This is a genomic window from Alienimonas californiensis (assembly GCF_007743815.1).
In the GTDB taxonomy this organism is placed as follows: Bacteria; Planctomycetota; Planctomycetia; order Planctomycetales; family Planctomycetaceae; genus Alienimonas; species Alienimonas californiensis.
In genome coordinates this window covers 5,370,777-5,394,961 of the sequence record NZ_CP036265.1, presented here as the reverse complement: position 1 = coordinate 5,394,961, position 24,185 = coordinate 5,370,777, and the positions used below count along the sequence as shown (strand labels likewise).

Sequence of the window (24,185 nt, the reverse complement as noted above, 5' to 3'; positions counted from 1 at the left end):
CCGGCGAACGGGGAGGGCGGGCGAACCTGTCTCGCCCCCGCCGCGTCCTTCCCACCCCTTCCTCCCGTCAGGCCCGCCGACGACCCGTCGGCCGCAACGCATCGTGTCCGAAGCCGTCCTGCGGTTCCCCGACCCGGATCAGGTTCGCGTGGTGTTCGGCCACCGCGACCGTCACCTGCGCAAGGTGCGCGACGAACTCGGTCTCTCCGCGGTCTTGCGCGGCGAAGAACTGCGGTTGCGCGGCGACCGGGAACAGGTCCGCCACGGCAAAGCGGTGTTCGAGGAACTGGCCCGGCTGGCCCGCCGCGGCGGCCGCGTGGAGACCGCCGACGTCTCCCGCGCCCTCGCCGGTGAGTTCTCCCGCCCCTTCGACCCGGTGGAGGACGGCCCGAACCGCGAGTTCAGTTCAATCTCCCCCTCCCTCGGGGAAAGCCGGCCGTCGCCCTTGGGCGGCGCGTCCCCCGCAGCGAGCGCGCCGCCCAACGGCGACGGCGAAGCGGTGGGGGTCAACGGCGTCTCCCTGTACGAAAAGAGCCGGGAGGTCAAACCCCGCAGCCCGGGGCAGGCGACCTACATCGAGGCGATCCGCGAGAAGGACCTCGTGTTCTGCACCGGCCCGGCCGGCTGCGGGAAGACCTACCTCGCCGTGGCGATGGCGATCCACGCCCTGCGGACCGACCGCGTTCGCAAGATCGTGCTCGCCCGCCCCGCGGTGGAGGCCGGCGAGAAGCTCGGCTTCCTGCCCGGGGACATGCTCGCCAAGGTGAACCCGTATCTCCGACCGCTGCTGGACGCCCTCAACGACATGCTCGATTACGAGCAGGTCCGCCGGTACATGGCGAAGGACATGATCGAGGTCGTCCCGCTGGCCTTCATGCGGGGGCGGACGCTGAACAGCACGTTCATGATTCTGGACGAAGCCCAGAACACGACCGTGACTCAGATGAAGATGTTCCTCACCCGCATGGGCGAGGAGTCAAAGATCGTCGTGACCGGCGACGTGACGCAGCTCGACCTGCCGGACGACGTGCCCAGCGGCCTGAAGGACGCCGTCGGCCGCCTGTCCCACGTCGAGGGCGTGGGCGTGGCGAACCTCGGCCGGGCGGACATCGTGCGGCACAGGCTCGTCCGCGACATCGTGCAGGCCTACGACGAGGAACGGAAGGACTGACGCCCCCGCCGCGGGTCCCCGCGTTGGGTCCCCCCGGTCGCCTCCCGACGAGGCCGCCCGTCGGCGACGGCGGGGGCGGTTCGTCGTTCCGAACGGGGCGCGTATGCCGCCCCGGGTGCGTCGGGTTCGCTGTCCGGACCGGGTCGGGTTCGCCCCGGCGACCGCCTCGGGAGTAGCATTGCCCGAGGCCCCCACCCCCACCGGCGCCCGCCCCCGGCGTGAACGTCCCGTTTCTCACTCGCAGCAAGCCGTCCCGGGGCGGGGCGCCCGCCGGCCGTCTGCTGACGTCCAAGGCGCCGTCGTCCCGTCCCGGCTCCCGCAGCGGGAGCGGGTCGAGCGGGGGAAAGTCGTCGGGACGGTCCCGCTCCTCGTCGTCCAAAGGGCGGAGCGGACGGGGCGGGTCCGGGAAGAGCGCCCCGGGGGACACCTGGCGGGACACGCTGCTGACCCGCCGCGGAGCGGCTGCCCGATTGGCGATGGCGGCGACGGCCTGCGTCGCGGTCGTCGTCGCGGTGCAGGGCTGGGAGCCCACGCAGCAGACCCGGCTGGGCGACTTCGCCGGCGACGGCATCGCCGCTCGGGTGCCGTTCAGCGTGGAGGACATCATCCAGACGGACAGCCTCCGGCAGACCGCCCGGGCCGCGGTCCCGCCGATCTTCCGCAATGATCCCGCGAAGCTGGCGGGCCTGGACGCGCTGTTCGGCCGGCAGCTCAAGACGCTGGCCTCCTCGGAAAGCTGGGAGCAGGTCCCGGCGCCGGCCCGGGCCGCGTTCGGCCTGGCGGTGGCGGAAACCGGCGCCGGCCGCGAGGCCGCCGAGACCGCCGCCCGCAACCAGTTCCAGACCTTCCGCAGCGTGCTGCTGGGGCGGGCCGCCGAGGGCGGCGACGATCGGGCCGCGGCCCCGGAGCGGATCGAGGCCCTCACCCAGGAACTCCGCCCCCTGCTGGAGGCGCTGGGGCAGATCGGCACCCTGAATGACGAGGCCCTGCGGACGAACGACCTCACGGACGATTCCTACATCCTCGCATTGGATCCCGAGGAGCCGACGCCCCCGCCGGAGACGCTCGCGGAGGCGGCGGTCACCGCGGAAACGCACACGATCGACTGGCTGCTGACGAAATCGGAAAGCTTGGACGTCGCCTGGAACGCCGCCCCGGGGCTCTCCGCGCTGCGGGCGCCGGTGGAGCGGTGGCTGATCCGCTCGGTGCCTGCCTCGCTGTCGGCGGACGCCGCGGCGACGGAGCAGGCGAAGCTCGCCGCGGAGCAAAACGTGCGACCGGCCGTCACGACGTTTGTGCGGGGCCACATTCTGGTGGGCCCCGGCGAGGTGATCGACGGCGACGCGGCCAATCTGCTGGCCGAGGAGCACGACGCCCTGGTGGCGCTGGGCGGTCCGGACGCCCAGCTGGCCCGGGCGGCGGTCGTCGCCGGCGTGCTGGCGGTGATCGCGGGGCTGATCGGCGCGTTCATCAAACGGAACGAGCCGCGATTGATCGCCGATCCGGGCCGGCTGGCGTCGTACCTCACGCTGATCGTCGTCGCGGTGGCCCTGGGCCGCTGGCTGTCCTTCGATCCGTGGCGGGCGGAGGCGGTGCCCGTGCTGGCCTGCGCGATGACCTTCGCGGTCGCCTACAACCAGTGGCTCGCCGGGCTGACGGGACTGGCCGTCAGCGCGATCGTCGTGTTCAGCACGACGGCGAACCTCGGACATCTGTTGGTGCTGGGCAGCGCGGCGGCGGCGGCGGTGCTGCCGCTTTCCCGCGTGCCCAGCCGCTCCACGGTGATCGGCGTGGGCTTCTTCGCCGCGGCCGTCTACCTCACGGTCAGCCTGTGCGTCGGCCTGATCGAGCGGCAGCCGCTCATCGCGGGCCTGCCGGGCGCCTGGGAAGTCACCCAGCCCGTGCTGATGAACGGCCTCCGCGGGGCCGGCTGGTGCCTGCTGGCCGGGTACTTCGTCGCCGGCTCGCTGCCGTTCATCGAACGCAGCTTTGGGGTGGTCACGGACATTTCCCTGCTGGAGATGAGCGACGTCTCCCACCCGCTGTTGCAGGACCTCGTGCGGCGGGCGCCGGGCACCTACAACCACAGCATCGCCATGGCCACGATCGGCGAGACCGCCGCCGACGCCATCGGCGCCAACGGCCTGCTGCTCCGCGTCGCGGCCTACTACCACGACGTGGGCAAGATGCTCAAACCGCACTACTTCATCGAGAACCAGACCGCCGAGGACCGCGGCCGGCACGACGAACTCGCCCCGGCGATGAGCACCCTGATCATCATCGGTCACGTCCGGGACGGCGTGGACCTCGCCCGGCAACACGGCCTGCCGCAGCGGATCGTGGACTTCATCGAACAGCACCACGGCACGACGCTGGTCAAGTACTTCTATCACGAGGCCGGCAAGCGGGCCGAAGCCGAACCGGGCCACGAGGGCGACGCCGAGGAAAGCGCCTTCCGCTACCCCGGCCCCAAGCCGCAGACCCGCGAGGCCGGCGTGATGATGCTGGCCGACGCCGTCGAGAGCGCCACCCGCAGTCTCTCCGAACCGACCCCCGGCCGCATCGAGAACCTGGTGAAGTCCATCACCCTGGACCGCCTGCTGGACGGGCAGTTCGACGAGAGTTCTCTCACGCTGCGGGAAATCCGCATCGTTGAGGACTCGCTGGTGAAAAGCCTGATCGGCATGCACCACGGCCGCATCAAATACCCGGACCAGAAGGACTGATGGGCGGCCCGGGAGATGACGCCGGTCACGGCCCGGCGCTCGGCGACGGGGACGAACTGGCCGGGGAGACGCTGTTGGCGGTGGAGGTGGACGAGACCGTCCCGCACGCCGACCGCCTCGCCGCCGCGGCGGTCGCGGCGCTGAAGGTCGGGGGGGCGGTCGCGGCCCAGCTGGAACTGGCCGTGGTGCACGACGCGGAGATGCACGCGCTCAACGTCCGCTGGCTGAAGCACGATTACACGACCGATGTGCTGAGCTTCCCCCTCGGCGGGGCGGGCACGCCGGGCGATCCGCTGTCGGGGCAGGTGATCGTCAATCCGGACTACGCCTTTCGGGAGGCCGCCGGACACGCCTGGCCGCCGCATGAATTGTCCGCGGACCTGCGAGAGCTGATGTTGTACGTGGCCCACGGCACGCTGCACGTCTGCGGGTTCGACGATCAGACCGACGCGCAGCTCTCCGAAATGCGCGCCGCCGAGGCTGCCGCGCTGGCCGCCTGCGACGTCGCCGTCCCTCCCGGTCACGGTTCTCCCGGCGGCGATGGGGGTTCGGGCGTATCCGAGGGGCAACGCTCCGGCTAGACTGCCGGCCCAATCTTTCCTCCACAGAGGTCCATGGAACCCCCGTTGCTGTACGCCGCCCTGACCGGGGCGGCGGCGTTTGTCTGCGGCGTCTTCACGCAAAGTCTGCGGGAGTTTTCGCGCGGCAAACTCCACGACCTCTGCACCGCACGCGGCCTCGACGATCGTTTCGGGGAGGTGCTGAAGAACCGCGAATCCGTGCTGGTCGTCACCCGGGCCGCGACGTTCGTGCTGAACGCCGCCTGCCTGTTGCTGGCGGCCGGCGGGCTGGGCCTGCCGCTGCCGGGGCACGCCGACGAAGCCGTCTGGCGCCGGTGGGAGACCTGGGCGGAGTGGGCCGCGTTCACCGCGATCGCCGTGCTGCTGCTCAGCGTGCTGCCCTGGACCGTGGCCCGGGTCACCTCCGAGGCCCTACTGGCTCGCGCCTGGCCGCTGGCCAGCGTGCTGGCGAAGCCCTTCGCCCCCTTCGTGGCGCTCTCCAACTACCTGGACCGCACCATGCACCGGCTCGCCGGCCGGGCCGACCCGGACCGCGACGACGCCAGCGTGCTGAACGACGAACTCAAGAGCGTTGTGGACGAGGGCGAGCGCGAGGGCCTGCTGGAGATCGACGCCGGCCGCATGATCCGTCAGGTGATCGAACTGCACGACGAGGACGTCGCCGCGGTGATGACCCCCCGCACCGCGATGGACACCGTCCCGGCGACCGCCACGCTGGAGGAGGCCCGCGAACTCTTCATGGCCCGCGGTCACAGCCGCCTGCCGGTCCACGGGGAGAGTTTGGACGACATCCGCGGCGTGCTCTACGCCAAGGACCTGCTCGCCTCGCTGGGCGCCTCGCGGGCCGGGGACGGCCCGGTCCCCAGCGTGGCGGAACTGGCCCGGGAGCCGCTGTTCGTCCCCGACGCCACCAAGCTCGACACCCTGCTGAGCCGGATGAAGACGGAGCAGACGCACCTCGCGTTGGTCGTCGACGAATACGGCGGGGTCGCGGGGCTCGTCACGATGGAAGACCTGCTGGAGGAGATCGTCGGCGAGATCGTCGACGAACACGACCCGATCACCGAGGCCGAGACCGGCATCCGCCGCCTCTCCGCCCCGTTGCCGGAAGGGGACGGCGATCCCCGCGACCGCCGCAGCCGTCTGCGGGCGGCGAAGGTCAACGGCACGCCGCTGCCCCGCTCCTTCGAGGTCGAGGGCTGGGTCCGCACCGACGACTTCAACGAGACGGCCGGCTTCTCCCTGCCGGAAGACGGCGACTTCGACACCCTCGGCGGGTTCGTCCTCAGCGAGCTGACCCGCGTCCCCAACGCCGGCGAAACCTTCGACTGGAAGGGCGTCCGCGTGACCGTGCTGGAGGCCGACAACCGCAAGGTGGACCTGGTGCGGGTGGAGGACGCCCCGCCGGAGTCGTAGTCTTCGCCGCCCGCGTCCGCCCTCCCCGTTTGGCCCTCATGGGGCTAACGCCCCACGCTCGCCCGCTCGGTTCTCCATGCTCGTCAGCCGCAACTGGCTCTCCGAACTCGTCGCGTTGCCGTCCGATCTGGACGAGCTGACGGACCGGCTCACGATGTCCGGGTTGAACCTGGAGGGCGTGGAGCCCTTCGCCGGCGAGACCGGCGACGACGTGGTGATCGACCTGGAGGTGACCAGCAACCGCGGCGACTGCCTCGGCCACGTCGGCGTCGCCCGCGAAATCGCCGTCCTCTACGGCGAAAAACTCAACGCCCCCCAAGGTTCGCCGTCGCCGTTAGGCGGCGCGAGTTCTTCTCAGGCCTCGATCCCCGTCGAGATCCAGGCCCCGGACCTCTGCCCGATCTACACCGCCCGCGTGATCCGCGGGGTGAAGGTCGGCGAGAGCCCCCAGTGGGTAAAGGACCGGCTGGCGGCACTGGGCCAGCGGAGCGTCAACAACGTCGCCGACGCCACCAACCTGGCGATGCTCGAAACCGGCCAGCCGTTCCACGCCTTCGACCTGGCGAAGCTGAAGGGCGGCCGCATCGTCGTCCGGCGGGCGGAGCAGGGCGAACCGTTCACCGCCCTCGACGGGAAGAAGTACGAACTGCCCGCCGGCACGGGCGTGATCGCCGACGAAGATCATCCCGTCGCCGTCGCCGGGGTGATGGGCTCCGAGGACAGCGAGATCGGCGCGGGCACGACCGACGTGCTGCTCGAAGCCGCCGATTTCAGCCCGAAGATGGTGCGGGACGCCGCCCGGGGGCTGAACCTGCTCACCGCCGCCAGCCATCGGTTCGAGCGCGGCGTCGACGTCTCCGCCCTGAACGCCCACAGCCTGCGGTGCGCGGCCCTCATCATCGAACTGGCCGGGGGGACGCTGGAGGAGGGCGTGACCATCGCCGGCACGCCGCCGACCGAGCCGGACTCGGTCCCGCTGCGGTTCCACCGCGTCCCGGCCCTGCTGGGCATGGCGGTGAGCACCGAGGAGAGCGAAGCGATCCTCAACCGCCTCGGCTTCGAGACAGTCGAGCGGAACGACGGCTCCGCCGCCTTCCGCCCCCCCGGTTGGCGCCGCCGCGACGTGACCCGCGAGGCGGACCTGATCGAGGAGATCGCCCGCATCCACGGCTATGAGCAGGTCCCCGACGACGCCGTCATCCCCACCGCCGTCGCCGTCACGCCGGTGCGGGACCTCGTCGCGGACGTGATCCGCGACACGCTGGTCGCCTACGGCGCCTTCGAGGCGTACACCCTCACTTTCACCTCGGAGCAGGAAGCGAACCTGTTCCGCCCGGACGGCGCCGATTCCCCAAAAAGCCGGCCCCTGCTCACCGTCGCGCACAGCAGCCGCAAGCGGGAGAACGTGCTGCGGCCCAGCCTGCTGCCCGGTCTGGTGAAGGCCCGGCGGGAGAACGAACGGAAGGGCAACGCGAACGTCGCCCTGTTCGAACTGGCCAGCGCCTACCTCGCCGCCGACCCCGGCGACCCGGCCGCGGAACCGTCCCGCCTCGGCTTCGTCTGCGGCTGGGACTTTTTCCAGGCGAAGGGCGTCTTGGAAACGCTGCTTGCGCGCCTCGGCGTGATGGCCGAACTGACCGCCGAACCCTGCGACCACGCCCCCTTCGCCAAAGGCCGGGCCGCCGAGTTGAAGCTGAACGGCGCCCGCTGGGGCTGGCTGGGGGAGGGGGACGAGAAGATTTTGTCGGCGAACCCGTGGAACCTCCGCGGGAGCGTGACGCTGTGCGAACTGGACCTCGCCCCGCTGGAGGGGCTGTGCGAGTTCGTCCCGCAGGTCAGCCCGCCGCCGCAGTTCCCGACGGTGGAGCGGGACCTGAACTTCGTGCTGGACGAGGCAACCCCCTGGGCCGCCCTCGCCGCCGCCGCCCGCGACGCCGGCGGTCCGCTGCTGCGGAACGTCGCCTTCGCCGACCAATACCGCGGCGACAAGCTGCCGGCCGGCAAGAAGAGCCTCGTCGCCCGCCTGACCTTCCGCTCATCCGACCGCACCCTCACCGGCGAAGAGGTCGACGCCGCCGTCGTCCAGGTGGTGAACGCCGTCAGCGCCGCCGCCGGGGCGGAGTTGCGGGAGTAGCCTACTGGAACCGCGACCGTCAGGGCGCCGGCTCCCTGACGGTCGCGGTTCTTTCCGTATGATCGCCCCATGACCGCGACGATCGCCCCGACGCCGACCCGCACCCCGGACGCACGCCGCCTACCGGCGACGGCGAACCCGGGGGAGCGCTCTCCTCAGACGCTCCATTTCGGGTCGCTCGAACTACCGACGCGCTGGCTGCTCTCGCCGCTGGCCGGGTTCACGAATTTGGAGTTCCGCCGCATCGCACGGTCGTTGGGCGGGGTGGGGCTGGGGACGACGGACCTCGTCAACGCCCGGGGGCTGTTGGAAGGGAGCGTGAAGAGCCTCGAACTGATCGAGACCGGCCCCGGCGACTCACCGTTCGCCGTGCAGTTGTTCGGGAACGACGCCCACCTGATGAGCGAGGCCGCCAAGCTGGTCGAGGGCCGCGGCGTCGATTCGATCGACATCAACATGGGCTGCCCGGTGGACCGCGTCTGCAAGACGGGGGCCGGCTCGAAGCTGATGCAGGACACCCGCCGCACGACCGATCTGGTGACCGCCGTGGTGCAGGCCGTGAGCGTGCCCGTGACCGTCAAGATGCGGCTGGGCTGGGACGATTCGCGGCTCACCGCCCCCACCTTCGCCCGGCGGTTCGAGGACTGCGGCGTGACTGCGGTGATGATCCACGGCCGCACCCGGGCGCAGGGGTTCAGCGGCACGATCAGCCTGCCGGGGATCGCCGCGGTCTGCGACGCGGTGCGAAGCATCCCGGTCATCGGCAACGGCGACGTCCGCACCGTCGCCGACGCGGACCGCATGCTGAAGGAGACCGGCTGCGACGGCGTGAGCGTCGGCCGCGGGGCCCTGGCGAACCCGTGGATCTTCCGCCAACTGATTCAGTGGGAAACGACTGGCCGGTTCGACCCGCCGGGGTCGTTCGCGGACCGGATGGACCTGCTCAAACGGCAGTTCGGCGACCTGTGCGACCGCCACGGCGAGGAGCGGGCCGTGCCCCGGTTCCGCAAGATGGCCCACTGGTACCTGAAGGCGATGAAGGTCCGGGCCGAACTGCGCGGCGTCGTTCAGCAGGCCAAGACCCGGGCGGAGTTCGAAGCCGCCCTGCAACGGGTGTGGGACGAGGGCCCCGTCGGCCAACTCACCCGCACCGGCCTGCTGCCGGACATGCACGTCCCGGTGCCCAAGGGGCCGGTCGAACGCTGGTGAGCCGCTTCGCGGAAGTTCCAAGCACCAAGAAATCAAGAAGCAATACGTCAGTGCGGCGAAGCCGAGATTTGGTTCTTGATTTCTTGTGCCTTGGAAATTCCCCCCCTACGCCGCTTTGCGCAGCGGCTGGGCGTGGGTGTGCGACAGGTCCACCAGCGTGTTGACGTTGCCGTGCACCGGGCGGTGCTGCCAAAGGCCGTCGGCGGGGTGGACTTCCATCGGCACGGTCGTGGTGGGGCCGAGCATCGTGGAGACGATCTTGGCGTTCACCGTGCTGTCGGTCACGCAGGAGAGCCGGTAGCGCTTCAGCACGCTGGGGATGACCGTCTTCAACACGGTCGTCGCCAGCATCGCCCCCAGGCAGAGCCGCGGGCCGCTGCCGAAGGGGATGTAGCCGTAGGAGGGCGGCTTGAGGTCCTCCCACCGCTCCGGCGTGAACCGCATCGGGTCGGCGTAAAGTTCCGGCAGGTGGTGCGTGACGTACTGACTGAAGATGACCGTCGAGCCGGGCGCCAACGTCAGCGGGCCGAGTTCAACCGTCTCCGCCGTCAACCGCTGGCTGTAGCCGCTGGCCGGCAGGCAGCGCATCGATTCCTTGATGACCTGGTCCAGCAGGGGCAGGGCGTCCGCCTCGCCAGGGGTGGCGGCGTCGCCGGCCACGCCCGCGGCGACTTCCCGCGCGAGGGTCCGGGCGATCTCCGGGTGCTGAGCGAGCAGGAACAGCGTCCAGGTCAGACTGTGGGCGGTCGTCAGGTGGGCCGCTCCGAATAACAGCGTGACGTGGCCGATCAGTTCCGAGTCCGTGATGCCGCCGCCCTCGGGGTCCTGCTCCGCGGCGTCGATCAGGATGCTCAGCACGTCGCGGCCGGGGGGGCGGCCGCGGCGGGCCTTGATCATCGCTTCGATGTCCCCCTCGAGGCTCTCGGCGAGGTCGAGCAGCTCGTCGTAGCTCTCCAGGTAGCCGGCGTCGGAGACCAGCGCCCCCAGGCCGGTGTTGTGGTTCAGATGAACCCAGCGGTCGATCTTCTCGCCGGTGCGGTAGGCCAGCTCCGGGTCGTCCAGACCGAACAGGATGGCGCTGGTCAGCTTCCGCATGTAGCCGTTCATCTCCTCGTGGAGATCGATCGCGCCGCCGGGCGTCCAGTCGTTCAGCAGGTCGGCGGTGAGGTCGCAGATCGCCTCGTGGTAGGCCGGCATGATCCGCTTGGAGAACGGCTCCATGACCATCCGGCGATGCCGTTTGTGGTCGGCGCCGTTCATCGTCAGCAGGCCGCTGGTGACGCGGCGCTGGGCGCTCCGGCGGCTGCCGCGGATGGCGAAGAACTTGCTGTGAAAGCGCTTGCCGTCGCTCAGGACCGTCCGGTTCAGCTCCGGGCTGAAGACGAACGTCAGCGACATTCCGTCCTCGGCGCGCAACTGGGCCAGCGACCCGTGCTTCCTGTACAGCCGCATCATGCAGGCGGCGGGATCGGCCGGGAACTCGCGCAGGTCGCCCAACGTGATGGGCTTGCCCGCGGGCGGCGCCATCGGGATCGACGGGGCGGCGGTCGGTTCGGCGTCGCCGCCGGCCCCGCCGACAGCAGCGGCGGCGGCGGCGGCGGCGAACGGACAGCCGGCGTGGTTCGCGTGGGGCTGCATGGGGCGCGTCCAGGCGCAAACGGACCGGAAAAGGGACTTCTATGAAGGAGTAGTGCATCCCGCCCCCGTCGGTCAACGCCCGCCCCGTTCACTCCCCCCAGTCTGCCGATGTGGTACGGGCAAAGCGACGGGTTAGTCGGTTACGATACGGCGATGAACACTCCAGACTCCCCCGCGCCCGCCTGGAACCCGTCCGACGACGAGGAAATCGTCGAGGTGGCCAGCTGCGGCGACGACGCCGAAGCCAGCGGTCTCGCCGCGGCCCTCAACGAGGCCGGCATTCCCTGCAACGTCGTGCAGCCCGGCTCCGGCGTGGGCGGCGGCGGCATCCCGCTGGGCAGCCGGACCGAACCGAAGCTCTGGGTCCGCGAGCACGACGCCGAGGTCGCCTCCCGTCTGATCCGCGAAATGCGGGCGGAAATCGAGGAGGACCACCGCCTCCACCCCTACCGCGAAGAGGAGTAGACAGTGGCTATGCCGGACGCATGCGTCCGGCTTAGGTCGAGCGAAGTTCGACGAACTCGTCCGCCGGGTCGAACTTCGGGCTGCACACGATCAGCACGCGCATCGCCCCGACCGCCCGGTGCCGCACGCCGGGCGGGATGCGGATCGCGTCCAGCGGTTTGACCGGCAGGCGCTCCCCGTCCAGTTCCAGCGCCGCGTCGGGGCCGCATTCGAGGATCACGTACACCTCGGTCTGCTGCTGGTGGTGATGCGTCTCCGCGTCGGCGGAGATCGTCGTCAGGTGCACCGTCGCCGGGAAGTCGGCGGCGTCGGCGAACGCCCGGCGGGCCGTCCCGCAGGGGCAGGGCACGCCCGGCAGGTCCGGCAGCGACACCTTCTCCGCACGCGGCTGGGTCATTCGGGATTGGACGGGGCGGGGAGGGAGCGAAGTGCGGACTGGTAGGCGGCGTGTTTCTCCGGCGCCACGCGGGTCGGCGCCAGTACAGGGCGATGATCGCTGCGGGCGGTCCAACCGTGGGAGACCTCGCCCGTGTCGAATCCGGGGCTCAGCCAGAGGTGATCGACGTGCAGCACCGGGGCCGGCACCGGCCAGGTGGCGGCGTATCCGCTGCCGTGGCGTTCGAAGGCATGGATGAAGCCGGCCTGCCGCAGGGCGTCGAAGTGCACGCTGTCCGGCGGGGTGTTGAAGTCCCCGGCGACCAGCGTCGGCCGCTCGGCGGCGGACTCCCGGGCCAAGTGAACGACGCGGCGAATCGAGGGGCCGCGGTCGATCCTGGGATTCGAAACCACATCGACCGCCAGCACCGCAATCCGTTCGGCCCCCAACGACGTCATCAACCGCACCGCGCGACCGTCGCCTTCGCCCGGAAGATTGACGAGCTCCACCGAACTGACGGGCCCGCGGGAGAGCACTGTGATCCCTCCCCCCGGCCGGGCGACGAAATACTGGCCGCCGAACCGCTCCTGCCAGAGGGCGTCGGCGACGTCGTCCTCGCCGCTTTCAATCAGCACGGCGAGCGTCGGACGCTGCGCCGCCAGCGCGTCGGCCACGCCCTCCCACCCCGCGGCGCCGCGGGCCACGTTCCAAACCACGACCCGCGGGCGGTCGTCGAACGAAGCGTCCGGCGAGAGAAAGATCGCCGCGTTCGCCGCCGCCAGCAGGGCGAACGCTGCGAACGCCGCAACCCGCTTGACCGTCACCCGTAATCCCCGCGCCAGCGCCCCGGTCAGCACCGCCGCAAGTGTGAGGACGACCAGAGACGGCACGCTAAGGGCGTAGAACAGCGGGGCTAGCAGAGTGAAGCCATCGCGGACCGTCAGCCGCAGGGCGATCCCGACGACGATCAGCAGGGCGAACGCCACGGCGAGCGTCCCGAACGCCCCACGGCGGAGCCGCGAGACCGTTCGCTTCGCCCCTGTTGCCGTTCCTCCCGCGACCGACGCGGCGGAGGGCGGCTCAGCGGGACGGGACGCCGAGCCGTTCCGCGGACGCGGGGCGGTTTCGGGCAGCGGCGGGCGGAGGGCGGCGATCGGCATGGCGAGAGCCGCCACGATACCGACCGCCCCCGCCTTCCCGCTCGGGGCGAACGCTTCGCCGGTCAACATTCCCGCCGCGGGCAATCAGTCCTGCCGACCGCACGGCTGGGCGGCCTGCGTGGCGAATCGGCCACGTCCGCCGTCGCCCGGCCGCCTCAGGCGAGAATGTCCGTCACCACGTGCCCGTGCACGTCCGTCAGGCGGAAGTCCCGGCCGGCGTGGCGGTAGGTGAGGCGTTCGTGGTCCACGCCCATCAGATGCAGCATCGTGGCGTGCAGGTCGTGGACGTGGGTGCGGCCCTCCACGGCGGCGAAGCCGAACTCGTCGGTCGCCCCGTGGACGTGGCCGCCCTTCACGCCGCCGCCCGCCATCCAGACGGTGAAGCCGTGGTGGTTGTGGTCGCGGCCGTTCACCTTGCCGGCGTTCGAGCCCGGCGTGGGCAGCTCCACGACGGGCGTGCGGCCGAACTCCCCGCCGCACATCACCAGCGTTTCGTCCAGCAATCCGAGCCGCTTGAGGTCCGTCAGCAGCGCGGCGTGCGGTTTGTCGCACTGCTTCGCCAGCTCCATGTGGCGGGGCACGATGTCGTCGTGGTGGTCCCACGGTTGGCCCTGGCCGTGATACAGCTGGACGCAGCGGACGCCCCGCTCCACCAAACGGCGGGCGAGCAGACACATCCGGCCGTGCAGGGCCGTTTCCTTCTCGTCCAGGCCGTAGAGCTCCCGGACCTCCTTCGGCTCCTTGGACAGGTCGAACGCCTCCGCGGCGTCGCCCTGCATCCGGTAGGCGGTTTCGAAGCTCTGGATCCGGGCTTCCAGCTTCGCGTCGGCGCCGGCGGTCGCGGCGGCCCGGGCCGCGTGCTCCGCGTTCATCGCCCGCAGCAGATCGAGCTGGGCTTCCTGTTCCCGCGGGGCGAGCCGGGGGCGGACGTGCTCGACGAGCTTCTCCACCTCCGTGTGGCGGGGATTGACGTGGGTGCCGGCGTGCACGCCGGGCAGGAAGCCGCTCCGCCAGTTGGCGGCGCCGGCGGTCGGGTAGCCGTTCGGGCAGAGCACGATGTAACCCGGCAGGTTGTGGTTCTCGCTGCCGAGGCCGTACGTCAGCCAGCTGCCGAACGCCGGCCGGGCCAACCGGCCGTCGCCGGTGTTCATCAGCATCAGGGACGGCTCGTGGTTGGGCACGTCCGCGTGCATGCCCCGCAGCAAACACAGGTCGTCGGCGTGAGCCCCGACGTGCGGGAACATCTCGCTGACCGGCAGCCCGCTCTCGCCGTACTGCGTGAACTTGTACTGGCTAGCGAACGCGGCCCCCGTCTTCCGTTCGGTCCGCAGTTCGATCGGCAGGCTCTTGCCGTCGTATTTCGTCAGTTCCGGCTTCGGATCGAACGAATCGACGTGCGACAGCCCGCCGTTCATGAACAAGTGAATGACCGCCTTCGCCTTAGGCGGATGGTGCGGCAGGCTGCCGAGCCCGCCCACGGCGCCGGCTCCGCCGCGTTCCCGGACGAACGCCGGGGCGTCCTGGGCCAGCGTCGCCGCGAGGCCGACCATGCCCAGGCCGGTCCCGGCCCGGACGAGCATCTGGCGACGGGACAGCGGCGCGCCGGTGGCGAACGCGGGGGCGAACATGGGGTGATTCATTCGAGGAAGGCGAACTCGTTACTCATCAGCAAAGCCTGCGCCAGCAGCGCCGGGGCATCGGCCCCGCCGGCGGCGAGGTAGGCCTCGGCCCGGGTGCGTTCGTCAGCGGTCGGCTCGCGGAGCAGCACGCGGCGGTACAGGGCGCCCGCGTCCGGTCCGGTCTGCTGCGCCAACGCGGCGGCCCAGGCCGACAGGTGCGGGCCGTTGAGGGCGTACAACGCCTGCTGGGGTACCGCGGTTTCGGTCCGGGCGGCGGCGCTGGAGTCCGGGGCGGGGAAGTCGAAGTTCCGCAGCACGCCCGGCAGGTCATTCCGGTTCACCCGCGCACGGATCGTGCGGACGTTCACGGGCTGTTCCGCAAACGCCTCGACCGGGCGGCCGGTCGCGTCCTGATCGAGCGCCCCGGCGGCGGCCAGCACGCTGTCCCGCCACGCTTCCAGCGCGAGCCGGCGGCGGGGGAAGTGGGCCAGCAGGCGGTTGCCGGGGTCGATCTCCGAGCCCGCGGCCGGCCCGGCGGTGCGGCGGTAGGCGTCGGTGAGAGCGATCTGGCGGTGCAGCCATTTCAGGCTCCAGCCGTTGGCGACGAACTCCGTCGCCAGCCAGTCCAGCAGTTCCGGGTGCGAGGGCGGTTCGCCCTGCAGTCCGAAGTCGCTGGGCGTGGCGACGATGCCGGTGCCGAAGTGCCAGGCCCACACCCGGTTCACGATCACCCGGGCCGTGAGCGGGTTCCGCGGATCGACGATCGCCGCCGCCAGTTCCCGCCGCCCGCTCGTCCCGCTGGCGGAGTTGGGGTCCGCCGTCAGTTCGACCAACTCCCCCTCAGTGAGGATTGACGGCACGGCGTGCGGCACAACCTCTTTTCCCCGCCGTCCGCGGTCGCCGCGGAGGAACACGGTGTTCCGCTCCCGGCGATCGGCGTCCTTCAACGCCTGCGCCCGGGCCGGGGCGTGCGGACTGTCGGCGATGAACGTCTCCAGCTTCTTCACCGCGTTGCGGTGGGCGTTCCGCTCCGCCTGATTGGCGAAGGGCACGAACTGCCCCTCCGGCACGACGGCGTACTGATCCGCCGCCGCGAGGGCCGCGTCGGCCTGCGGGGCGTCGAACCGTTCGATCAGGGCGGCGACGGCCTCCGCGTCGGCGTCTTTCCCCTGCTTTTGCAGGCGGACCCACTCGCCCAACTGAGCGTCGTCCTCCTTGAGCCGCTTCAGCGTGTCGCGGAAGTGCCGGACCGCCGCGTCCCGCAGGGCCTTGCGACGCGGGTCGTCCCCCGGCATCAGCTCCGCCCCGGCGGCGAGGTACTGACCGAACTTCGCCCGCAGGTCGGCGACGATCGCCTCGGTCTGCTTCGCCTGCTCCGCGGCGGCGGCGGCTTCCAGTTCGCCCCGTTGGGCGAGGAAGGCCCGCACCTCCGGCGTGTCGGCCGGTTCGCCGATCCGCGGCAGTTCCTCCCGGTCCTCGCTGCTGCGGAACACGCCGAACAGGGCGTAGTAGTCCTCCGTCGGAATCGGGTCGAACTTATGGTCGTGACAGCGGGCGCAGGCGACCGTCAGCCCCAGCAGGCCGCGGGAGGTGACGTCCACCTGGTCGTCGGCGATGAGGATGCCGTCGTTGCGGAAGCGGTCGCCCAGCGTGAGGAACCCCAGCGCCGCCAGTTCCGGAGCGTTCTCCGGCAGGCCCAGCCGATCGGCGGCGAGCTGCTCCGTCACGAACTGATCGAACGGCTTGTCGTCGTTGAACGATCGGCTGACGTAGTCGCGGTAGGTCCAGGCGAAGGGGTACTCGATCGACTCGGTGAAGACGTAGCCCTTGGTGTCCGCGTAGCGGGCCACGTCCAGCCAGTGCCGGGCCCAGCGGGGGCCGAGTCGCGGGTCGGCCAGCAGGCGGTCAACCAGCCGCGGCCACCAATCGGGCGATTCGTCGGCGAGGGCGCTTTGCAGTTCCTCCCAGGTCGGCGGCAGCCCGAGCAGGTCGAGGTAGGCCCGGCGGATCAGCGTGCGGCGGTCGGCCTCCGGGGCCGCGGTCGCCCCGGCGGCGGCCAGCTTGGCGTTGAGGAACCGGTCGATCGGCGTGGCGCCCGGGGCGTCGGGCACCGCCGGATGGGTCACCGGCTGGAAGGACCAGTGCTGCGTGAGGTCGACGGCCTCGCCCTCGGCGGGCGTCGGGGAGTCCTCCGGCCAGACGGCGCCGCGTTCGACCCAGTTCGTCAGCAGGGCGATCTCCTCGTCCCGCATCTTGCCGGTGGGGGGCATGCCGGTGTCGTAGTCGCCGTGGGCCAGCACCTCGATCAACCGGCTGCCGGCCGGATTGCCGGCCGCGATGGCGGGGGCGCCGGTGCTCAGTTCCTCGATGGAGAACGCCGTCGCCCGCCGGTCCAGCCGCACGCCGCCCTGCTGTTTCTCCGCCCCGTGGCACTCAAAGCACCGCTTGGCCAGCAGCGGGCGAATGTGCCTCTCGAAGTGCTCCACCGCCGCCGGATCCGGCGCCGAATCGGCCGCGTGCGCCGCGCCGAGCGTCAGCGACAGGCAGACGGTCGCCGCGGCGAGTGACGGGAGGGAGGTCAAAATCGGGCGCGGGGCGGGCATGGGGTCGGTCCGGGGGACGGGCCGGGCGGGGCGGGCATTCTACCGTGGCTCACCCCCCGACACATCGGTGAACGCTCCCGCCAGGGACGATCTCGCTAGTCTGAAGGCATGGGGAATCGCATCGAACGTCTCTGCCGGGTTCGCGTTCTGCTGACGGCGGCGGCCTGCTGCGTCGCCGCGGTCGCCCGGGCGGATCTGGGGCCGGAGAACGTCGTGCTGGTGGTGAACGGCGACAGCCTCGCCTCCCGCACGGCGGCGAATCACTACATCGCCGCCCGGGGCCTCGCGAACGTGGCGGTCGTCACGCTGCACGACCTGCCGGACTGGGAGGCGACCGACGTCGGCACCTTCCGTGACCGCATCCTGACGCCGGTCTTAACGGGGGCGAACGACCGCGGCCTCGCCCCGCAACTCGACGCAATCGCTTACAGCACGGCGATCCCGACCAAGATCCGCCTGTCCGAAGATCTGACCGCAGAGGTCCTCGGCGAGAGCCCGGCGCCGCACAAGATCTTCACCCCCTACGGCTCCCTGACCGGGCTGACGACGCTCTACGAACCGGTCCTGCAGAAGCGGGCCGCGGAGTACCTCGCCCCCAACGCCAACGCCGCGTTCGCCGGGCCGGAGCGGGACGCGGAGGGCACCGTCGTCGCCCCCGCGACGGTCGGGTTCCGGCGGGCGCTCGGCTTCGGCGCCGACCGCAAACCGACGATTGGGCCGGGCCGGCGGTACCTGCTCAGCACGGTCCTCGGCGTGACCACCGGCCGGGGCGAAACGCTGGAGGAGGTCGTCGACCGCCTGCGAACCGCCGCCGCGGCCGACGGCACGCGGCCGGCGGGGGCGGTGATCTTCTGCGAGACGAAGGACGTCCGCAGCACGACCCGCCAACCGCAGTTCGCCGCCGCCGTCGCGGGGATCGAGGCCGAGGCCGCCGCGCGGGGCCTCGACGTGCGGGCGGAGATCGTCACGACCGCCCTGCCGCGGCGGGAGCGGGCGCTCGTCGGTCTGACCGCCGGATTGCCCGGGGTGAAGCCGATGGACTGGACGATTGCCGACGTCGGCTTCGCCCCCGGGGCCTTCGCGGACAACCTCACCAGTTGGGGGGCCGTGCTGTCCGAGCGGGCCCACGGGCAGGTGACGGCGGTCGACTGGCTGCGGTTCGGCGCCGCGGCCTCCGGCGGCACGGTGCACGAACCCTATGCGGTGCCGTTCAAGTTCCCGTCCCCGTTCGTGCATCTCCACCGCCTCCGCGGCCTGACGCTGGCGGAGGCGGTTCTCCGCAGCGTCTCCGGCCCGTATCAGTACCTCACGGTCGGCGACCCCCTGAGCAACCCCTACGCCCGCCGGCCGATCGTGACGTTGGGGATGCCGGAGAGCAGCAGGGAAGAACCGCTGAGCGGCGTCGTCCCGATCACTCTCGGCGCCGCGGACGGGGAGGGGAACCCGGTGCCGCTCGCCGGTTGGGAGCTATACGTCGACGGGAAACGCATTGCCGTGCTCCCGCCGGGGCAGCCGTTCAACTGGGACACGACCGACCTGCCGGACGGTGCCCACCAGTTCGCCGCCGTGGCCGTCGCCGCGGACCCCGCCCAGAGCCGCGGCCGGGCGGTGCGGGGGGCGTTCACCCGGAATGCGGCAGAACGCGTCATCCTCGAACTCGCGCCCGGGACGACCGAGGCGACGTGGGGCGAACCGCTGAGCGTCCCAGTGGTCACGCGGGGCGACCGGCACGGCCGGGCGGCTTTCTTTCACGGCTCGGACGAGTTGGCCGAACTGCCGGGCTCGCAGTTCAGCGCCTCCGGACCAGAGGTCGCGAGACAGACGACCGCATGGCTCGACACCCGCCCCCTCGGCCTCGGCCCGGTCACGCTGCGGGCGGAAGCGACGCCGGCCGGAGACGACGGCGAGCCCGGCACGCCGGTGCGGGCGGCACCACTGCACCTCACGATCGTCCCCCCGCCGAACCGGGTGGCGACGGTCGCGGAGGAGGTCGAACTGCTCGACGGCCCGGCGCTGCGGTGGGCGGACGGGGAGCCGGTCCCCCTCGCCAACGGCCTGCCGGCCGGGTGGTTGGCGAAGGCGGGGGCGCCGGCGGAGGCGAACTTCACCCTCACCGCGGTCGTGACGGCGACGGAGACGGGGCTGCATTGTCTCGCCTTGAAGACGAACTGCGGCGTGACGATCGCCGTCGACGGCGAGCCGGCCCCGGCGATGATGGAGCCGTCGGAGGCCTCCGCCGCCGCAAAGGCGTGGCGGTGCGTGCCGGTTTGGCTCGAACCGGGCCGGCACACGTTCGTCCTCACCGGCCGCACGCCGGAGAAAGGCCCCGTGCTGGACGTGCAGTGGGGGCGGCGGGGTCTGCAAACCGCGACCGCCGAGCGCTGGCAACGGGTCGCACAGAGCGACGCCGACTAAACCGTACGCCGACCGAACCGCCACGCGCCCAGCGCCAGGAACACCGCGGCGAAGGCGCACAGGGCCCCGGCGCATTCAAACACCCGGCCGGCGTCCGGTCGGGGCGTGGCGAGCACCTGGTCGTAGCCGATGAGGGCCCAGGCGTGGGGCGTCGCGAGGCTCAGCGTCTGCACGCTTTCCGGCAGCCAGTCCCGCGGCATGAAACACCCGCTGATGCCGGCCAGCAGGATCACCGTGCTGGTGGCGTAGGCGGAAACCTGCGCCTCGCTGTCCACCAGCGTGGCCACGAGCAGCCCCAGCCCGGTCGCCGCGGCGCTGCACGCCAACACGATCGGGAGCAGCAACCACGGCCGCGGGCCCCATTCCATCCCGAACAGGGCCTTGCCCGTCAGGAACAGGATCGCCGTCTGGGCGAGCGAGATCAGGTAGAAGGGCAGCGTCTTGCCGATGAGGATCGACGTCGGCCGCACCGGAGTCGTCCGCAGGCGGCGGAGGGTGCCCAGGTCCCGTTCGTACAGGAAGCTGCGGGCCATCAGGTTCACCAGGAAGAACACGAACATGACGGTGTAGCCGGGGACGATCTCGTCGTAGACGTTCGAGACCACGCCCCCGCCGGCGGGGGGCGTCGACAGCGGGATCTCCCGCGGCGGGGCGTTCGCCTCCGCGGCGATGCGGTCGCAGGCGCCGGGCAGGGCCGTCGCGGCCCGGGGGTTGCGGCAGATCAGCAGGCGGCCCAGCCGCGGGATCACCAGCCCGGCGACCGCCAGCCGGATGCCGCCGGAGGGCTCCTCCTCGTCGCCGCTGTAGAGCGTCACGTCCAACGGGGCGAGGTTGCCGTTCGCCAGCGGGCCCTCGTTCGAGCCGAACAGCGCGTCCGCGTCGACGGTGTAGGCCCGACGGTAGAAGCTCGGCCCGAAGATCACCGCCTGATCCACCAGCCCGCGATCGACCAGTGCCCGGGCGGCCTCGGCCGGGTCGTCGGGCAGGGAGCCGGCCAGGTGGTCGTCGAGAATCGTCGCCCAATGCTCCGGCGTGTCCGCCCGGATGCCGCCGACCTCCTTGGCGTTCAATCCTTCCAGCACCTCCGCGACGGTGTTATGGGCCTTCGTGCGCTCCGCGGCGGCTTCGGCCGGGGGGAACGCCGGGGAGGGCAGCAGGTCCGGCGCGGGCGGGGCGTCCGGCGGGTCCTCGAAGCCGCCGGCGCCGATCGCGTCGTAATCGATGGCGTCCGCCACCACGACGCGCACCGCCGGGGCCGCCCCGCCCAGTCCAGGCAACCGGCCGGTCGTCAGTCCGATGATCGCGATGAAGGACAGGGGCAGGATCAGCAACATCGCCGCCGTCCGCCGGTCGCGGACCAGCAGCAGAAGATCCTTCGCGGTGATGACGAGGGCGGACATAGGCCGTCAGGGGAGGAGGGAGGGGGGAGGAGGAAGGGGCCGGGGGAGCGCCTCGGGCGAGCCGCTTCGCCCCTCCCTCCTCACCCCTTCAGCCTCCCTGGCTAATCTCGCAGGGTGTTCCCGGTGAGCTTGAGGAACAGGCGTTCGAGGTCCGGCTCGTCGGTATGGACCGCGTCCAGCCGGCCGCCGGCCCCCTTGACGTGCTCCAGCACCGGGGCGAGCACGCCGGAGAGCGTGGTGTCGCGGTTCAACCGGCTTCGGGGCAGGGCGTACGTCAGCACGCCGCTCGGCTGGGCGACGACGTCGAACAGCCCCGCGAACGCCGGCGGCAGCAGCGTGGCTCCGTCCGGATCGCCCGGCGGCGGGGTGACGTGCAGCCGCAAGACGCTCTCCAGCGGGGCCAGCAGGTCCGGGATCGTGCCCGCCGCCAGCACCCGGCCGGCGTCGATCACCGCGACCCGGTCGCAGATCTCCTCGACCTCCTCCATGTAGTGGCTGGCGTACACGACGGCGGCGCCCTCGGCGGCCACGTCCTTCACGCTGGATAGCAGGTGAGCCCGGCTCTGGGGGTCCACGCCGACGGTCGGTTCGTCGAGGATCAGCACGCTCGGCCGGTGGAGCAGGGCGCAGCCGAAGTTCAAACGGCGCTTCATCCCGCCGCTGTAGTGCTCCGCGCGGTCGTCCGCCCGGTTCGTCAGTCCGGTACGTTCCAGGGCGTCGGCGACACGGTCGTTGAGCTCCGTGCCCCCCAGACCGTACAGGCGCCCGAAGAACCGCAGGTTCTGGCGGGCGGTCAGTTCCGGGTAGATCGCCAGATCCTGCGGTACGACGCCCAGCCGGCGCCGCAGGTCGCGGCGGTCGGGAGAGAGGATCTCGCCGCTGAGCTCCACCGTCCCCCCGTCCGCCGGCAGCACGCCGCAGGCGATCATCATGGTGGTCGATTTGCCGGCCCCGTTCGGGCCGAGCAGGCCGAAGATCTCCCCGGGGGCGACCTCCAGGCTCACGTCCGCCACGGCGGTGAGGTCCCCGTACGACTTACGGAGGTTCCTCAACCGCAGGGCGGCCTCCCCGGCAGCGGGCTCCGCGGCGGACGGGCTGGCGGGCGGCGGGGCGAGCGCGGTGGGCACGGCGGGAACCTACGCCCGTCCGCCGCGTTCGGCGACCCCGCCGGACCCCGCGAGCCCGGCGTCTCGGTCGGTCAGAATCCGCCGACACGGACCGCGTGGGCGGTCAGCACGCCGAGCGCCGCCGCGAGGGCGACGCGGACGTTGTCGTTGATCCGGCTGCGGGCGCTCTCCCACAGCCCCGCCGGCAGGGCGCCGCTCAGGCCGACGAGGAAGGCCACGCCCCAACTCGCCGGGGGGGTGACGGCTTCGAGGTTCAACGATTCCCCCCGGTACAGCAGCGCCGCCCCGGTCGTGCCGCAGAGGACGAACGCAATCAGCCCGACCCAAGACTTCTCCCGGTTCCAAGGCAGGCGGGCGTGCCAGCGGGAGCCGGCCGCCAGCTTGCCGAACAGGGTGGCGGAGCCGTCGCCGAAGGCCAGCACCCCCAGCACCGCGAACCCGCACTCCGGCCGGTCGGGGAAGGCGAACAGGGTCAGCAACACCCCGCCGGCGTAGCCGAACACGCTGGCGAAGCGGCCGTTGAACGATGCGTCCTCGCCGTCGGACCGTCGTACTTCCCGCCAGCGGAACCAGGCGGTCGCGGTCAGCGCCGCGAACGCCGCCAGCAGGATCCCCCGCAGGATCGGGGAGATCGGCACCCGGTGCGGCACGAACCACAGGATCACCGGCAACAGGCCGGGGCTCATGTGCAGCGCCCGCCGGCGCCACTCCGCCGGCGAGAGGCGACCGGGCGTCTCCGCGACGGTCACGGTTCGGTTTCGAATAGGTCGGCCGTGGCGTCGGCGGGGACCGGCTTCGCCTCGTCCTCGTTCGCCTCGGCCAGTCGCACGGGGGAACTGTCGGCGGGCGGGGCGTTGACGGCCACTTGATACGGGAGCGGATTGATCGGCCGCCCGGTGCGTTCGCCGACGGAGATGGACTCCTTCACCGTGCCGTTCTGCCAGGGGCCGATGCCCATCAGGTAGGTGTTGTTGTCGTCGCTGCGGGCGAGGCTCATGCCGCCGGAACCCAGCGGCTGACGGGTTTTGGCGTCGTAGAGGGCCAGCCCGATCTTCGCGGTGGCCATCTGCCGATCGCGGGTCCAGAGTTTGACCTCGGGAATCTCGACCGGGGCAATGCCGGGCAGGGAGATGTTGGGAGTACCGATGTAGCTTTGCTGACGGTCGGTGCCGACGCCGCCGCTGCGAAGTTCGGCGATCACGTCCGCTTCCTCGGCCTTGGCTGCCAGGCGGGCGCCGGAGGTCATCACCCGGTGCCGGATGCTGCTGATCAGATAGCCCTTGTCGACGCAGTCCAAGTACTGCGAATCGACGAACACGTTCTTGCCGGCGAGCGGCCGCAGGTCGATCTTCGAGATGCTGCGGTCGATCGCGTCGGAGACGAGCAACTGCTCCATCGCCGTGCGGGCGGTGTCGGAGCTACGCGTCGTGGCGCACCCGGTCCCCGTCAGCAACAGGACGGCGGCGGCGCAGGCCGCGGCGGGGGCCGTGGAACGCATGAGGAGATCCCGGATGAACGGTCAGCGAAGCGAGCGTGCTCGGGGCTTAGGCCGCAGCGACCGCGCACTGCAAGATCGGTTCCGAACCGAATCGCCCGGCCGAAGGCGCCCGGCGCCGGGTGAACCGACGGGCGGCCGCGGTCGTTAGGGTGGGGGCCTTCTCCCCCGCGTACCCCCCACCGCCGTCCCCTCATGGGTCTGTTCAGCACGCTGCTCGGTCACGCCGGCGAAGCCGACACCGAAGCGATCGAGGCCGAGTTCCAGTCGCTGCTCGCCCCACAGGAGAGTATCGAAAAGGCCTTCAAGCTGGTCCGCGACCTGATCGTGTTCACCGACCGCCGCATCGTGCTGGTGGACAAGCAGGGGGTGACGGGCAAGAAGCGGGAGTATCTGTCGCTGCCCTACAAGCAGGTCACGATGTTCAGCGTCGAAACCGCCGGCCGGGCGGACCTCGACAGCGACGTGAAGGTCTGGGTGCGGGGGGCGACGGAGCCGTTCGTCTGGAAGTTCCCGTCCGGGGGCGAGGACGACGTCGCCCGCCTGCTGGCCGCCCACGTGCTGTGAGGCCCCCGAAAGATCGCGTCCCGGACGCGTGAAGCATTCGGCACGCTGAGCGGCGGTCCGCTGCCGCCGCGGGCCGAATCGGC

Annotated in this window: 18 protein-coding genes; 9 read left to right on the top strand and 9 right to left on the bottom strand. The window is 71.5% G+C overall.

Features of this window, described 5'->3' with window-relative positions:
- Positions 1-103: 103 nt before the first annotated feature.
- The 6 genes from CA12_RS21415 to dusB all read left to right on the top strand — a co-directional run bounded on the left by CA12_RS21415 (position 104) and on the right by dusB (position 9,237).
- Positions 104-1,171: a PhoH family protein gene (locus CA12_RS21415; protein WP_242688074.1), complete on the top strand. Its 1,068-nt coding sequence runs from the start codon at positions 104-106 to the stop codon at positions 1,169-1,171.
- Positions 1,172-1,647: 476 nt separating this feature from the next.
- A complete protein-coding gene (locus CA12_RS21410; RefSeq protein WP_145361146.1) occupies positions 1,648-3,897 on the top strand; it encodes an HD family phosphohydrolase in 2,250 nt (749 codons plus the stop codon).
- Positions 3,897-4,478 (top strand): rRNA maturation RNase YbeY, encoded by a 582-nt coding sequence (gene ybeY, locus CA12_RS21405; protein WP_145361145.1) that lies wholly within the window; start codon positions 3,897-3,899, stop codon positions 4,476-4,478. Before CA12_RS21410 ends, ybeY begins: the two co-directional genes overlap by 1 nt.
- A 33-nt stretch (positions 4,479-4,511) precedes the next feature.
- A complete protein-coding gene (locus CA12_RS21400) occupies positions 4,512-5,894 on the top strand; it encodes a hemolysin family protein (protein WP_145361144.1) in 1,383 nt (460 codons plus the stop codon).
- Positions 5,895-5,970: 76 nt separating this feature from the next.
- The gene (gene pheT, locus CA12_RS21395) at positions 5,971-8,028 is read left to right on the top strand and encodes a phenylalanine--tRNA ligase subunit beta (RefSeq protein ID WP_145361143.1); all 2,058 of its coding nucleotides are present in this window, start codon (positions 5,971-5,973) and stop codon (positions 8,026-8,028) included.
- A 69-nt stretch (positions 8,029-8,097) separates the two neighbouring features.
- Positions 8,098-9,237 (top strand): tRNA dihydrouridine synthase DusB, encoded by a 1,140-nt coding sequence (dusB, locus tag CA12_RS21390; RefSeq protein WP_145361142.1) that lies wholly within the window; start codon positions 8,098-8,100, stop codon positions 9,235-9,237.
- A 105-nt stretch (positions 9,238-9,342) separates the two neighbouring features.
- On the opposite strand, the gene CA12_RS21385 is transcribed toward dusB, so the two are convergent.
- On the bottom strand, positions 9,343-10,875 hold the full coding sequence (locus CA12_RS21385; RefSeq protein WP_242688073.1) for a cytochrome P450: 1,533 nt from the start codon (positions 10,873-10,875) through the stop codon (positions 9,343-9,345).
- Between the two features lie 153 nt (positions 10,876-11,028).
- Between CA12_RS21385 and CA12_RS21380 the strand changes: the two genes are divergently transcribed.
- The gene (locus CA12_RS21380) at positions 11,029-11,340 is read left to right on the top strand and encodes a putative signal transducing protein (RefSeq protein WP_165700916.1); all 312 of its coding nucleotides are present in this window, start codon (positions 11,029-11,031) and stop codon (positions 11,338-11,340) included.
- Positions 11,341-11,371: 31 nt separating this feature from the next.
- Here the strand turns inward: CA12_RS21380 and CA12_RS21375 are convergent, their stop codons facing one another.
- The 4 genes from CA12_RS21375 to CA12_RS21360 all read right to left on the bottom strand — a co-directional run bounded on the left by CA12_RS21375 (position 11,372) and on the right by CA12_RS21360 (position 17,098).
- Positions 11,372-11,737: a cupin domain-containing protein gene (locus tag CA12_RS21375; RefSeq protein WP_145361140.1), complete on the bottom strand. Its 366-nt coding sequence runs from the start codon at positions 11,735-11,737 to the stop codon at positions 11,372-11,374.
- Positions 11,734-12,945 carry an endonuclease/exonuclease/phosphatase family protein gene (locus tag CA12_RS21370; RefSeq protein ID WP_145361139.1) on the bottom strand — a complete coding sequence of 404 codons (1,212 nt, stop codon included), beginning with the start codon at positions 12,943-12,945 and terminating at the stop codon, positions 11,734-11,736. Before CA12_RS21370 ends, CA12_RS21375 begins: the two co-directional genes overlap by 4 nt.
- An 86-nt stretch (positions 12,946-13,031) precedes the next feature.
- Entirely contained in the window at positions 13,032-14,504 is a 1,473-nt protein-coding gene (locus CA12_RS21365; protein ID WP_242688071.1) for a DUF1501 domain-containing protein, read from the bottom strand.
- An 8-nt stretch (positions 14,505-14,512) separates the two neighbouring features.
- Complete coding sequence (locus CA12_RS21360) at positions 14,513-17,098, bottom strand: PSD1 and planctomycete cytochrome C domain-containing protein (RefSeq protein WP_145361137.1); 2,586 nt, start codon at positions 17,096-17,098, stop codon at positions 14,513-14,515.
- A 108-nt stretch (positions 17,099-17,206) separates the two neighbouring features.
- Here CA12_RS21360 and CA12_RS21355 point away from each other — a divergent pair, with 108 nt between their 5' ends.
- Positions 17,207-19,513 carry a hypothetical protein gene (locus tag CA12_RS21355; RefSeq protein ID WP_145361136.1) on the top strand — a complete coding sequence of 769 codons (2,307 nt, stop codon included), beginning with the start codon at positions 17,207-17,209 and terminating at the stop codon, positions 19,511-19,513.
- Here CA12_RS21355 and CA12_RS21350 read toward each other — a convergent pair.
- From CA12_RS21350 to CA12_RS21335, 4 genes are all read right to left on the bottom strand, one after another.
- Positions 19,510-20,913 carry an ABC transporter permease gene (locus CA12_RS21350; protein WP_145361135.1) on the bottom strand — a complete coding sequence of 468 codons (1,404 nt, stop codon included), beginning with the start codon at positions 20,911-20,913 and terminating at the stop codon, positions 19,510-19,512. The two genes, CA12_RS21355 and CA12_RS21350, sit on opposite strands and share 4 nt — an antisense overlap.
- Positions 20,914-21,014: 101 nt before the next feature.
- Positions 21,015-22,040, bottom strand: a complete 1,026-nt coding sequence (locus CA12_RS21345) for an ABC transporter ATP-binding protein (protein ID WP_145361134.1) — start codon at positions 22,038-22,040, stop codon at positions 21,015-21,017.
- A 71-nt stretch (positions 22,041-22,111) separates the two neighbouring features.
- A complete protein-coding gene (locus CA12_RS21340; protein WP_145361133.1) occupies positions 22,112-22,789 on the bottom strand; it encodes a hypothetical protein in 678 nt (225 codons plus the stop codon).
- Complete coding sequence (locus tag CA12_RS21335) at positions 22,786-23,538, bottom strand: DUF6655 family protein (RefSeq protein WP_145361132.1); 753 nt, start codon at positions 23,536-23,538, stop codon at positions 22,786-22,788. Before CA12_RS21335 ends, CA12_RS21340 begins: the two co-directional genes overlap by 4 nt.
- Positions 23,539-23,730: 192 nt before the next feature.
- Here CA12_RS21335 and CA12_RS21330 point away from each other — a divergent pair, with 192 nt between their 5' ends.
- Positions 23,731-24,102 carry a PH domain-containing protein gene (locus CA12_RS21330; RefSeq protein ID WP_145361131.1) on the top strand — a complete coding sequence of 124 codons (372 nt, stop codon included), beginning with the start codon at positions 23,731-23,733 and terminating at the stop codon, positions 24,100-24,102.
- Positions 24,103-24,185 lie beyond the last annotated feature (83 nt).